This is a genomic window from Bacillus sp. NPDC093026, from assembly GCF_044754665.1.
Taxonomy (GTDB): domain Bacteria; phylum Bacillota; class Bacilli; order Bacillales; family Bacillaceae; genus Bacillus; species Bacillus maqinnsis.
Genome location: NZ_JBIVPN010000002.1, coordinates 612,454 through 625,325, shown reverse-complemented (window position 1 = coordinate 625,325; position 12,872 = coordinate 612,454). Strand labels below are relative to the sequence as shown.

The 12,872-nt window shown below is 40.3% G+C and carries 15 protein-coding genes; 7 read left to right on the top strand and 8 right to left on the bottom strand.

The features are described 5' to 3' along the window. Positions 1–9: 9 nt before the first annotated feature. Complete coding sequence (locus ACIQCE_RS08065; RefSeq protein WP_400494336.1) at positions 10–2,397, bottom strand: 3-hydroxyacyl-CoA dehydrogenase/enoyl-CoA hydratase family protein; 2,388 nt, start codon at positions 2,395–2,397, stop codon at positions 10–12. 198 nt (positions 2,398–2,595) lie between these two features. Here ACIQCE_RS08065 and ACIQCE_RS08060 point away from each other — a divergent pair, with 198 nt between their 5' ends. From ACIQCE_RS08060 to ACIQCE_RS08050, 3 genes are read left to right on the top strand one after another with little or no spacing between them, the layout of a single operon-like run. Next, a complete protein-coding gene (locus ACIQCE_RS08060) occupies positions 2,596–2,718 on the top strand; it encodes a YuzL family protein (RefSeq protein ID WP_400494335.1) in 123 nt (40 codons plus the stop codon). 43 nt (positions 2,719–2,761) lie between these two features. After that, the gene (locus ACIQCE_RS08055; RefSeq protein WP_400494491.1) at positions 2,762–2,995 is read left to right on the top strand and encodes a hypothetical protein; all 234 of its coding nucleotides are present in this window, start codon (positions 2,762–2,764) and stop codon (positions 2,993–2,995) included. 11 nt (positions 2,996–3,006) lie between these two features. After that, positions 3,007–3,351, top strand: coding sequence for a spore coat protein (locus ACIQCE_RS08050; RefSeq protein WP_353854610.1), 345 nt, complete (start codon positions 3,007–3,009; stop codon positions 3,349–3,351). Between the two features lie 31 nt (positions 3,352–3,382). Here ACIQCE_RS08050 and ACIQCE_RS08045 read toward each other — a convergent pair whose 3' ends face one another. From ACIQCE_RS08045 to ACIQCE_RS08035, 3 genes are all read right to left on the bottom strand, one after another. Next, the gene (locus ACIQCE_RS08045) at positions 3,383–3,634 is read right to left on the bottom strand and encodes a YusU family protein (protein ID WP_400494334.1); all 252 of its coding nucleotides are present in this window, start codon (positions 3,632–3,634) and stop codon (positions 3,383–3,385) included. Between the two features lie 74 nt (positions 3,635–3,708). Further along, positions 3,709–4,539 (bottom strand): ABC transporter ATP-binding protein, encoded by an 831-nt coding sequence (locus ACIQCE_RS08040; RefSeq protein ID WP_353854608.1) that lies wholly within the window; start codon positions 4,537–4,539, stop codon positions 3,709–3,711. Positions 4,540–4,686: 147 nt separating this feature from the next. Continuing rightward, a complete protein-coding gene (locus ACIQCE_RS08035; protein WP_353854607.1) occupies positions 4,687–5,136 on the bottom strand; it encodes a YusW family protein in 450 nt (149 codons plus the stop codon). Positions 5,137–5,256: 120 nt separating this feature from the next. Here ACIQCE_RS08035 and ACIQCE_RS08030 point away from each other — a divergent pair, with 120 nt between their 5' ends. Continuing rightward, positions 5,257–6,102, top strand: a complete 846-nt coding sequence (locus ACIQCE_RS08030) for an SDR family oxidoreductase (protein ID WP_400494333.1) — start codon at positions 5,257–5,259, stop codon at positions 6,100–6,102. A 36-nt stretch (positions 6,103–6,138) separates the two neighbouring features. Here the strand turns inward: ACIQCE_RS08030 and ACIQCE_RS08025 are convergent, their stop codons facing one another. Further along, positions 6,139–7,509, bottom strand: coding sequence for a S1C family serine protease (locus tag ACIQCE_RS08025; protein WP_400494332.1), 1,371 nt, complete (start codon positions 7,507–7,509; stop codon positions 6,139–6,141). Between the two features lie 334 nt (positions 7,510–7,843). Here ACIQCE_RS08025 and ACIQCE_RS08020 point away from each other — a divergent pair, with 334 nt between their 5' ends. Together ACIQCE_RS08020 and ACIQCE_RS08015 are read left to right on the top strand one after the other, a co-directional pair. Further along, entirely contained in the window at positions 7,844–8,518 is a 675-nt protein-coding gene (locus tag ACIQCE_RS08020) for a response regulator transcription factor (RefSeq protein ID WP_400494331.1), read from the top strand. Continuing rightward, complete coding sequence (locus ACIQCE_RS08015) at positions 8,515–9,846, top strand: HAMP domain-containing sensor histidine kinase (RefSeq protein WP_400494330.1); 1,332 nt, start codon at positions 8,515–8,517, stop codon at positions 9,844–9,846. Before ACIQCE_RS08020 ends, ACIQCE_RS08015 begins: the two co-directional genes overlap by 4 nt. A 20-nt stretch (positions 9,847–9,866) precedes the next feature. Here ACIQCE_RS08015 and spxO read toward each other — a convergent pair whose 3' ends face one another. Beyond that, on the bottom strand, positions 9,867–10,031 hold the full coding sequence (gene spxO / locus ACIQCE_RS08010; protein ID WP_400494329.1) for an anti-adapter protein SpxO: 165 nt from the start codon (positions 10,029–10,031) through the stop codon (positions 9,867–9,869). 192 nt (positions 10,032–10,223) lie between these two features. On the opposite strand from spxO, the gene ACIQCE_RS08005 reads away from it, so the two are divergent. Beyond that, a complete protein-coding gene (locus ACIQCE_RS08005; protein ID WP_400494328.1) occupies positions 10,224–11,102 on the top strand; it encodes a TetR/AcrR family transcriptional regulator in 879 nt (292 codons plus the stop codon). A 35-nt stretch (positions 11,103–11,137) separates the two neighbouring features. Here ACIQCE_RS08005 and fumC read toward each other — a convergent pair whose 3' ends face one another. Continuing rightward, positions 11,138–12,532 (bottom strand): class II fumarate hydratase, encoded by a 1,395-nt coding sequence (gene fumC / locus ACIQCE_RS08000; RefSeq protein WP_400494327.1) that lies wholly within the window; start codon positions 12,530–12,532, stop codon positions 11,138–11,140. Between the two features lie 89 nt (positions 12,533–12,621). Further along, a complete protein-coding gene (locus tag ACIQCE_RS07995; RefSeq protein WP_400494326.1) occupies positions 12,622–12,789 on the bottom strand; it encodes a YvzF family protein in 168 nt (55 codons plus the stop codon). Between the last annotated feature and the right edge of the window lie 83 nt (positions 12,790–12,872).

The following is a 12,872-nucleotide window of genomic DNA, read 5'->3' as shown; positions in this document are numbered from 1 at the left end:
TACTCCCCCTTAGTTACGTAAAGGTTTACCTTTAACTAGCATGTGCTGCATTCGTGCCTGTGATTTCACTTCTCCAACAAGACTTAGAAAGGCTTCTCTTTCAAGCTCTAATAAGTATTGCTCATCCACTTCTGTTCCAAATGGCAACTTACCGCCCGAGATGACGTATGCCAGTTTTTTCGCAATGGTCATGTCATGCTCTGAAATGTAACCAGAAAGCCTCATATTTTCAGCAGCCAGAATCATCGCTGCATAGCCTGTTTCACCCATTACCGGCACCTTTTGCTTCAGCGGCGCACGATACCCGCTTTCATCGAGCGAAAGTACTAGCTGTTTTGCATTATAGATGAGGTGATCACCGTTCATGCTTATCCGATCACTTGGACGTAGCATCTTCATGTCTCTTGCTTCTTCAGCTGATGTTGACACTTTCGCCATCGCAATGGTTTCAAAGGTTTGAAGCGTCGCATCTTGTATGGCTGTAGCAGACGGTTTAGACTCTCCTTGCAAATGACGAAGATAAAGCTCTTTATTTCCTCCGCCTCCTGGAATGAGGCCGACACCTACTTCTACAAGTCCCATGTAGGTTTCACTGGACGCCTGTATACCGGTTGCTGGCAGGCAAAGCTCTGTTCCGCCTCCAAGTGTCATGCCAAACGGAGCCACAACAACTGGACGCTCACTATATTTAACTTTCATCATAGCCTGCTGGAAGCGGCGAATCACAAAGTCAATTTCAAAGAAATTATCATCCTGCGCTTCCATTAAAATAAGGGCAAGGTTTGCTCCAACACAGAAATTCTTTCCTTGGTTTCCAATGACAAGTCCTTTATAATTCTTTTCTGTTTCATCTATTGAACGATTGATCATATCAATCACATCAAGCCCAATCGCATTACTCTTAGAGTGGAATTCAAGCAGTACAATATCGTCACCAATATCAATCAAGCTTGCACCTGTATTTTTGAAGATCACACCATTTTGCTTTTTCAATCTGGCAATTGAGATATTTTTCTCGTTCACTTTCTCCAGCTCGTAGGCTCCATCCTGATAATAGGCACGATGTCCCTTGTCATTTTCTTGATAAAATGTCTCATGTCCGTCAGCCAGCATGTCTTGCACCCATTTCGGAATGTCATGACCTTCTTTCTCCATTCGCTGGACGGCTGTTTTTACACCAATTGCATCCCATAATTCAAAGGGACCATGCTGCCAACCAAATCCCCATCTCATGGCGTTATCAATTGATTGAATATCATCAGCAATCTCGCCTTTTAGATGAGCTGCATAAAGGAGCACAGGCGCTGTGATGTTCCAAAGCAATTGTCCTGCACGGCCGTCTTGGTAAATCAGCGTTTTCAATTTAGCATTCGTTCCTTTTTGCTGCTTTGCCATTTCGATGCCCGGATCTTTCAGCTTTGTCCGTTCTCCATATGTTAACGTCACTGGATCAAGCTCTAATATGTTTTTCCCATTTTTTTGATAAAAACCTTGTCCTGCCTTGCTGCCAATCCAGCCTTTCTCAATCATTCTTTCGATAAATTCAGGAAGCTGAAACATATCTTTTTCCTTACCTTCTACCTGTTCGTATACGTTGCGTGCGACATGAGAAAAGGTGTCAAGTCCTACCACATCAAGTGTACGAAAGGTGGCACTTTTCGGTCTGCCGATCAGTGGACCTGTGACAGAATCAACTTCTCCAATGGTATATTTGTTTTCAAGCATTTCCCGCACCGTGACAAGTAGTCCATATGTTCCAATTCGGTTGGCGATAAAGTTTGGCGTGTCCTTCGCTTCAACAACTCCCTTGCCAAGCACATCCTCACCAAATGTTTTCATGAATGCGAGTACTTCCGGGTCTGTTTCCTGAATAGGAATAATCTCTAGCAACTTTAAATACCGAGCTGGGTTGAAAAAATGTGTTCCTAGAAAGTGACGCTTAAAATCATCTGACCTGCCTTCTGCCATTTTTTCAACAGAAATGCCTGATGTATTACTTGAAACAATGCTACCTTTTTTACGATGTTGGTCGATAAGAGAGAATACGTGTTGTTTGATGCTGAGTTTTTCAGTGACCACTTCGATGATCCAGTCTGCATCATGTAATAAGGAAAGGTGATCTGTGAGATTTCCGGGTGTGATGTATGATAGATTTTTCGCTGAAGTAAGAGGTGCTGGCTTTTGCTTTAATAGTCTTTTCATCGCTTCTTGACTCAATCTATTCCGAACAATAGGGTGATCAAGCGTTAGCTTTTTTGCCGATTCTTCCTTTGTCAGTTCATTTGGCACAATATCTAGCAGTGTTACTGGTATCCCGATATTGGCTAGATGTGCAGCAATACCTGAGCCCATGACACCTGAACCAATGACAGCCGCCTTGCGAATTTGTTTGCCCATAAATATCCCCCTAAACATTTTGAATGAATAGTCATTCATTTTTTACTCAAAAAAAATCAATGCCTCTTCTTTTATCTTAAAAGATTTTCCTAAACAGTTCAATAGAAGATTTCAAAAATTTACACATTCCCTCGGTTTCACCTTTCAAGGTATGAAATAAAGGACAAAGGGAACTGTAAGAATGGAGGTGATGTCTAGATGTCTCGTTTGAAGAAATATCCATCTAAAGCTGGCGTAAGTGCCACAAGTGTAAAAGGGAACGCAGGTCCATCACAAGAAGCAGACCTAGACGAAAAAAAGACCAGCCACAATCAGTTTTAAACAACGAAATCATAAGGAGGAAAACACCTTGAACAATCAACACATGAATACGCCCCCAAATGTCATTTCAGTGAAGGATTCTTTGTACTTAGAGGATATGTTGAACTGGAATTTGATCGCAATGAAAAAGGCTCATTTTATGGCCAAGCATTGTCAGGATCAAACACTTAAAAATGAATTAAATCAAGTCGGGCAAATGCATCATCAACATTACACACAAATTCTTCAGCATTTAAACAGTTCAGCGCAAGGCCAGTCATCTGGCTTTATGCAATAGGAGGAAATGACATGGAACAACAAAACCAACAAAAAATCGGGAATCCGCAAACCCCTGTCCCGACAACAACAAACATGAATGACCGAGATCTTATCACAGATTTGCTCTCTACTGAAAAATATATGACAAACGGATACAGCACCGCTCTCAACGAATTCAGTCATGAATCTCTTTACGAAGATATTCAGCGAATCGCCCTTGAGACGCAGAAAGCACAAAGACACTTATATGATGTCATGTTCAGATATGGCTGGTATTCAGTTGAAGCCGCTGATCAGCAAAAGCTGCAGCAGGCACACCAGAAATTTCAGCAAACACTGACAGATCAATCTCCATACGGTTCATCACCGATGTAAAAAAAACTGCCAGAAACGGACTGGCAGTTTTTTAGCGATCTTTTTTAGCTCGATGAGTCTCATTTAAGGTTTTAATTCGTTGAATCGTTTCTTTCATCTCTTCTTTTGCTTCTGAGTAGATCTCATTAAAATGCTTGGCTAAAGGCGGCATGCTTTTTGCAATATGTGAATAAATGATCCACTGTTTCACATCATTCTTAAGCTCATCAGTCGTTTCACCAAGAAGCAGTTCTGTATATTTATCAAGCAAGCCTTCAAGCTTTTTATCTAATTCATTTCCCATTCATTTTCCGCTCCCTTTTTAAGAAAAAAGCCTGACTCTGTTTTTGATACAGATGTCAGGCTTTTGACATACGATTATCTTGCAGCAAGATATGTCTCGGCTTGCGCTTGTTGCACAATACAGCGTCCTCTGCCATGCGGAATACATAATGGTGTTCCAAATAAAGGATCTGTTGTCACTTGGCAATTCATATCAAAGACATTTTTCACAAGGTCGCAATTAATTACGGTTTCAGGTCTTCCTTCTGCATAAATGGTCTTATCTTTAATCGCCACCAGATGATGGGCATATCTGCATGCGAGATTAAGGTCATGAAGAACCATCACGATCGTGCGCTTCTCTTTTTCATTTAGGTCAAAAAGGAGATCAAGGATTTCAATTTGATGCGTCATATCTAAATACGTTGTCGGCTCATCTAACAAGATAATATCCGTCTCTTGCGCCAACGTCATCGCAATCCAAGCACGCTGCCTTTGTCCACCTGATAATGAATCAACCGTTCGATCAGCGAGGTCTTCCATCTTTGTTGACTTTAAAGCACGATTCACCGCTTCTTCGTCTTGTTTAGACCACTGTTTTAGCCAATTTTGATAAGGATATCTGCCTTGCTTGACTAATTGATGCACGGTTAATCCTTCTGGCGCTTCTGGTCCTTGCGGAAGAATGGCCAGCTCTTTTGCGACCTCTTTCGTTGGTAATTTTGCAATGGAATGACCTTCTAACAGGACGGAGCCACCCATTGGCTTCATGAGACGCGCCAAAGAGCGAAGTAGCGTGGATTTCCCGCATCCATTGCTGCCAATAAATACTGTGATTTCACCCTTAGGGATTGATACATTTAATTCATCAATGATTATTGTTTCTCCATAGCCTAAGCTTAAACCTTCAGTAGAAATGGCACTCATTCCGCTCAAACGCTCCTTTTCTCATACATGTTTTTTATTTTGAACATCGCCTTTGAATAGACGTAAAAGACCACTTATCTCATTTTAGTGTATCAGATTTAGGTGATCTTGAAAATCATTTTCAATTAAAAAGTGAGAATGTCTTTTTTACTTCTTCTTCTCAAATGTACGGTTTGTCCCGTCTTCCAGCTTCAGATCTACTTGAATTCGCTGATAATCATCATCCAGATTCAAAGCGGTTAACAGTTCGTTCACATACGTCTCATTGATTTTTGATACAGGAGCGGATATATCACTTAGTTTCATCTTCATCTCCCGCAGTCCTTCTTCTCCTTCATAGCGTACACCATTCATATGATCTCTGATAAGTGCTTCTTCATGTCCACTTCTCTGCCGGTATGTTGCTTCGTATATATCATTTTTCTGACCATATTGGACATGCAGATGAAGATGCTGAAATGGCAATTCCTTCATTTGAACGGCTGACAAACTCTCTGCCTCCGCTTCGCTTGTATGTTTTAACGGTTCGATTGATTGGCATCCGGACATCATAAATAGCAGCACTCCTATTAGTCCCGCCTTCTTCCAACACAACATGTGTTTCCTCCTATTCAACATGATCGTTTTGTATTCTTCTCCAAGCCACTTTTCCTTATTCATCAAAGCCCAGCATTATGGTAAATTAAAACAAAAGAGAGAAGTCAAAAGGAGAATCGGATGATGAAAAAAACAGCCATTGTCACAGGCGCCAATAGCGGCTTTGGAAAATTAATCACGCTGCGCCTTGCAAAGCAAGGTTATACAGTGATCGCTGGCGTCAGACAAGCAAAAAACGCCAAAAAGCTCGCTCAAGAGGTGAAAGAGGTCTCTCTGTCAGCACATATTCATATTGAATCTTTAGATGTCACTGATTCACAATCTATTCAAGCATTGAAGGAGAAACTTGACGACTATGCCCCAATCACCTTGCTCGTTAACAATGCTGGAACAGCCTATGGCGGTTTTGCTGAAGAGATTCCCATTGACACGTATCGCCAGCAGTTCGAGATTAATGTATTCAGTGTGATGGAAATGACACAAACTGTTATTCCATTCATGACAAGCGGCGCAAAAATATTGAACATGAGCAGTATTAGCGGGTTAATGGGAATGCCTGCACTCTCACCTTATGTATCGTCAAAGTTTGCATTAGAGGGCTATACAGAGAGCTTACGTATTGAACTGGCACCGTTTGGCATACAAGCGGCCTTGATTGAGCCCGGCTCCTTTCATACAAATATTTGGAACACATCAATGAACGAGCAAATAATAGAGCCAGTGGAGGATTCTAAATACAGCACCTTCCATCAAAAAATGATGGCTTATTTGGATGCTCAGAAGTCAAATTACGGAGACCCCAATCAAGTCGCTGAACTCGTTGTCACACTTGCTGAGAAAAAGCATCTGAAACGACTTAGGTATTTGATCGGGAAAGGGGTTCGTCTTTCATCCACAGCAAAGCGTATCTTGCCTTGGCATCTTTGGGAAAAAATCATTTTACGTACGCTCTTTGCTAAAAAATGAACAAAAAAACAGGTGATGAATCCACCTGTTTTGATTTTATTCATTATCAGACTTCCCGAGGGTAATATCTAAATTTTTGGTCTTTCCTTCACGAATGACCGTCATTGTCGTTTTATCGCCGATTTTTGTTTCTTTGTATAGGATTTCTTTTAACTGTGAGCTGTTCGCCACTTGTTTTCCTTTGAACTTGACAATCACATCTCCAGATTTCAAGCCTGCCTTTTGTGCCGGCGATCCTTTAGATACATCTTTCACGTAAATGCCATTACCGATTTGTTTATCAAATAAGCCTAGCGTATTTTCCTGATAGGTTTCTGGTACTTGCTCTAGGTCAATCATCTGTACACCAAGATATGGTCGTTCGACTTTCCCATTTTTCAACAACTCATCCACAATTGGTTTCACATCGTTACTTGGAATGGCAAATCCTAATGATTCGACACCGCTTTCGCTAATTTTTAAGCTGTTAATCCCAATCACTTGACCCTTCGTATTAATGAGCGGACCCCCGCTGTTCCCTGGGTTAATTGCCGCATCTGTTTGCAGTACATTCATCTCTACAGTACCAGATGAAGTATTGGCTTCAACGGTTCGATCGACACCGCTAATAATGCCTTCTGTGACTGTACCTGAGAACTGAGAACCTAGCGGATTTCCAATCGCAATGACCTTATCTCCAGCTCGGAGTTTAGAAGAGTCACCAAAGCTCGCCACCTTATCAATGCCATCTGCATTGATTTCGACAACGGCTAAGTCTGTCATAACGTCACTGCCCACAAGCTTTGCGTCTTTTGTTTTTCCGTCATAAAGGGTGACCTTTAATTTATTTGCTCCTTCGACAACGTGGTTATTCGTAATAATATATGCCTTGTTGCCATCCTTCTTGAAGACGACACCTGAACCAGTTCCCGCTTCAGCTTCAGTCGTGTCTCCGTCAAGGCCAAACGAGTTTTGTGTAGATTGATAGTTTGATACACCCACAATGGTTGGTTTTAAATCCTCTACCATATCCGCCACATTCGTGGCATTGGTGATTTGCTTCGTTGAGAAGTTATCAGACGTCACTGATTCATCTGAAGCTGTTTGGGTTTGTGTGTTTGCTGCTGTGTCCTGTGATTGCGGCAAAAGTGGTGTGATACCAAGCACTAGTCCCCCGCCGATAATACCTCCGAGAATTGGGCTCAGCCATGCAGCCTTACGTTTTTTCTCTTTTTTAGAAGTGCGGTCATCCATTATATGAGGTGCTGTGTTTGTCACATTTTCTTGAGATGCAGAAGTTTCATCTTTATGGTGGTGAAAAATAAGTTCCTTCTCTTTTTCCGGTTCGTCTATTTGTTTCTCATTCTCTTGATGCGCTTCTTCTTGATGATTCACACTTTTCTCTTCATCTTCTCTTCGGTAATCCATCGCTTGCACTCCCTTTTGCTTCATTTTCATGAAATGCTTGATTCATATGTGTAGATAGGACTCGTGTCCTCTTAAAAAGTCATTGAAAATAAATCTTACAATATGTCAAATTATATAATACTTATTCATAGAAAAAAAGCAAGGTGCGCACATTGGTGATAAGCACCTGTTGATCAGCTTTTTGCCTATGCCCTTTTTTCCCCTTGAACTTATCATAAACAAACATTATGGGATAATGATGAGAAGAATATGTGAAATTGTGAAAAAAGCGCGTGATAATTGACATGTCGCCTTTGTATCCCGTTATAATGACGTTGAGAGGATGTGGAAGACCTTGTCGTACACAATATATTTAGTTGAAGATGAACAAAACTTAAATGAACTATTAACCAAATATTTGGAGAGTGAACAATGGAATGTCTCTTCATTTTTAACTGGAGAAGCTGCACGTCAAGCAATGGACAAACCACCTCATCTATGGATTTTGGACATCATGCTGCCTGATACGGACGGCTATACATTAATTAAAGAAATCAAAACTGTATCACCTGACGTACCGGTCATTTTTATTTCAGCACGTGATGCGGATATTGATCGTGTCCTTGGTTTAGAGCTGGGGAGCAGTGATTATATCGCCAAGCCGTTCCTTCCGCGTGAACTGATCATCCGCGTGCAAAAGCTGCTGGAACTTGTGTATAAAAAAAGCAATGCAGTGCAAAAAAGTGTCACATCTGTTTCCTCATATATCATTCATGAGGACGTCAGAGAAGTATACGAACAGGATAAGCTAATCAACTTAACTTCTAAGGAATTTGATTTATTGTTATTATTTACACATCACCAAGGACATGCCTTTTCTCGTGAAGATATTTTAGTCAAGATATGGGGACATGATTACTTCGGGACAGACCGCGTCGTCGATGATCTGGTCAGGCGTCTGCGCAAAAAAATGCCTAACTTAAAAGTCGAAACCATTTATGGATTCGGTTATAGGATGCTAAAGGGATGAAGAACAAACCACTTGCTTTTCAAATTTGGGTCGTCATCTCTGGTATTTTGCTCACCATCTCTATTGTCCTCATCTTCTTATTTTCAAATACGTTACGCAACTTCTTCACGAATGAAATTTATAAAAACATTGAGAATGAACAACAAGTGTTAACAGAATACCCTTTGAATAGGGATGGCACGCCAAAATCGACACCAGAAAACCGCTCGGTTCAGCATATTCTCATCCCGTCAGATGAATTGAACCAAATGGAACAGTTTTTCCCGCACGCTTTTATTGAGAAAGTACAAACCTTTGTAAAAAAACAAAAAAGCGCGACAAAACGCTATTCTGAAGAGGTAAACGGTCAGCATATCTTTTTTGTCATTAAAAAGATATCAACAGGAGACACACCATATATTTTACTTTCCTATGCACCGGATTCTTATCGTGATGACCTGTCGTTTACTTTGTTTAAACAGTTGATTTTGATATTAGGCACTGTCATTTTACTGAGCTGGATTCCATCCATATGGCTTGCGCGCTACTTATCCCGTCCTATTGTCGCATTTGAAAAACACGTGAAACGGATTGCACAAGAAGACTGGGATGACCCCGTCATTGTCGATCGTCAGGATGAAATTGGCAAACTAGGTTATACGATTGAAGAAATGAGACAAAAACTCATTCAAAAGGATGAAACCGAACGAACGCTTTTGCAAAACATTTCACACGACTTAAAAACACCTGTAATGGTCATCCGCGGTTATACGCAATCAATTAAAGATGGTATTTTTCCAAAGGGAGATCTTGAACATACGGTGGAAGTGATTGAAGGTGAAGCGGAAAAACTTGAGAAAAAAATCAAAGATTTGCTGTATTTAACAAAACTTGATTATTTATCAAAGCAACATCCGTCACATTCTTCCTTCCTAGTGAGTAATACGATGTTGGAAGTGGTAGACCGAATACGCTGGTCGAAAAATGAATTGCAGTGGAACGTGGACTTAGATGATGAGGCTACACTTGAAGGTGATCCAGAACAATGGAGTAAGCTATTTGAAAATGTACTAGAAAATCAACTTCGCTATGCAAAAAGTAAAATTGATATTCACATGACTGAAAAAGAGGATCAAATCAGCATCGTAATTCGTAATGACGGTCCCCCAATTGAAGAAGAGATGCTATCCAACCTATACGAACCTTTTAGTAAGGGAAAAAAGGGCGAATTCGGTATTGGACTAAGCATTGTCAAAAGAATCCTCTCAATGCATCAAGCTTCCATATCAATTGAAAATGATGATCTGGGTGTACGTTATACGATCACTGTTCCAAAGAAGAGACTGTAGGCACTGACCGCAGTCTTTTTTTATATGAAAGAATACCCATTTAAATCACGGTATGTGGCTTTAATTTTTTTACCAGCTTGGTACATCCACTTCTTTTCAATCATTGTATCCTTCGGCATTTTCACTTTTTCTACTTGAATTCCTTTTGTTCGTAAGCGTCTGATCATATCATCTATTTCTCTCATGGAATATCATCCTTTCACATATTTTGACCGGTTGGTCACCTTACTTTATAATATAAAGAATTACAGTGTAAAAAACAAGTTACAATCTGATTAATTTTCGAAAACTTTCCTAGTGTATGACCAATAAGTCACATCTCTCAGCCCACGTTTCCTAAGACATTTGTCACTTGGTAAGAAAGGAATGACATCATATTGAAGAAGAAAGAAAAAATGATCATAGAAGCCGGCATGAAATTATTTGCCAGCAAGGGCTACAATACAACTTCCGTTCAAGAGATTGCTGATGAATGCCACATATCAAAGGGTGCTTTTTATCTTTATTTCAAATCAAAAGAAGCACTGCTCATTTCGATCTTGCATTACTATTACGATAAGGTATTTACCCGAATTCATGAGGTTCAAACAGAAGGCGGCACACCGAAAGACGCCTATCGCAAACAACTTACCGTCTATTACGATAATATTTTGCAGCAAAAAGATTTTATTAAAATGCAGCTCAGCGATCGAGCACTCCCAATAAATGAAGAGACGCAACAGCTCGCCAAACAAATCAGGCTTGCTACGATTCAGCTACACATTGATAACATTAAACGGGTGTACGGAGACTTAGCCATTCCTTATATGACCGATCTTTGTTTGACCATTGAAGGGATGAGTCATGTATATTTTGAACTTGCGATTTTATATGATTTCAAGTTGGAAGCAGATAAGCTGGCGACGACGATGATTCACCGTATTGATGATTTGATGGGAGGAATGATGAAGAGAAAAGATATTCCGCTCATTTCTATTGACCAAGCAAGTGAATGGTTTGGTCCGATCTATGAGCATTCATTTGATCCGCTGACTGAATCTCTTTTAAAGGAATTAACCGAGCTGGCAGAAACACATTATGAAGTGAAAAATGAGCCTGACCTGTTTGAAGCACTTGACATTTTAGAAAATGAGTTAAATAAACAAAAACCAAGACAAGTCATTGTCAAAGGCATGCTCTATCAACTGAAAATGTACACGCCTCTTCAATCAATCTGTGAATCACTATTACGTACGTTGAAAGAGGATCATTTATAAAAAACCAAGGGCGGCTGCCCCTGGTTACTGGTTTCTTATTTTGCTTTTGGTGTCACCATTTCTTCTGGTTTCACAAATTGTTCAAATTGCTCTTCTGTCAGTAGCTCTAATTGAAGTGCTGCTTCTTTTAAAGTTAGTCCTTCTTTGTGAGCAAGTTTTGCAATTTTTGCTGCATTTTCATATCCGATATGAGGGTTTAAAGCTGTCACAAGCATCAATGAATTTTGCAGGTTTTTCTCAATTGTCTCAAGGTTCGGTTCAATACCGATGGCACACTTATCATGGAACGAGTTCATACCGTCAGCAAGTAATTCAACAGATTGTAAGAAATTATAAATGATTACTGGCTTGAATACGTTTAACTCAAAGTTCCCTTGACTTGCTGCAAATCCGATTGTTGCATCATTCCCCATGATTTGTGCTGCAATCATTGTTAAGGCTTCACTTTGTGTTGGGTTGACTTTCCCTGGCATAATCGAGCTTCCCGGCTCATTTTCAGGGATGATTAACTCGCCAATGCCGCAACGAGGTCCGCTTGCAAGCCATCTCACATCATTGGCAATTTTCATTAAATCAGCCGCAAGTGCTTTAAGGGCACCATGTGCATATGTGATTTCATCATGGCTTGTCAGCGCATGGAATTTGTTAGGTGAAGACTTGAACGTTTGACCTGTCAGTTGACTGATTTCTTCAGCCACATATGTGCCGAACTCAGGATGTGCGTTAATTCCTGTACCAACAGCTGTTCCGCCAATCGCAAGCTCTCTCATTTTTTCAGTTGATTCTAGAATCATTTCTTTTGAACGGTCCAACATATAGACCCAGCCGCTAATTTCTTGACCAACTGTGAGCGGTGTTGCATCTTGTAGATGCGTACGGCCAATTTTAACGATCTCTTGATATGCTTTTGCTTTCTCATCAAGCGTTGCTCTTAGCTGATCAATTGCAGGTACTAATTTGTTGTATACAGCTAAAACTGCTGCCACGTGCATTGCTGTCGGAAATGTATCGTTTGAGCTCTGACTGCGGTTCACGTCATCATTCGGATGAATGCTCAGTTCAACATGTTTGTCTTTCAAATAAGCAGTCGCTCTATTTGCTACAACTTCGTTCATATTCATGTTACTCTGCGTTCCACTGCCTGTTTGCCAAACAACAAGCGGGAAATGCTCATCATACTTTCCACTGATGATGTCATCACATACAGCCACGATGGCTTCTGCTTTTTCACTTTCAAGATTACCAAGACGTTGATTGGCAATTGCTGTACTACGCTTTAAAATTGCAAACGCATTCACAACTTCCTTTGGCATTTTCTCAGAACCGATTTTGAAGTTTTCTTTACTACGTTGTGTTTGTGCCCCCCAAAACTTGTCCTTCGGCACTTTGATTTCGCCCATTGTATCTTTTTCGATTCTAAACTCGGTCATTATGTATCCCTCCATAGCTTCTCATCACTCAACCCTATTCTATACAAAAAACGAAAATCCTTTAAGCGTTTTCAATTAAAATTTTATCTTTATTTTAATTTTAGTTCAATATAAACGCGAACATCTTTCGAATATTTGTATTTTGGGTTGGTCTTTCCGTACTCCTTTGAGGTGTATGTCACCTCATAATGCTTGTCAAACGACTGCAGAATACGGTCGATCTCTTCTTTTGTACCTGCTAAACGTAATTGTGCCATTTTGTTTCCTCCAACATTCTCACTCTTTCACCACAAAATAATGTAACACAGAATATTGTTTTTTCAAGGAGGTCATGCTAAGA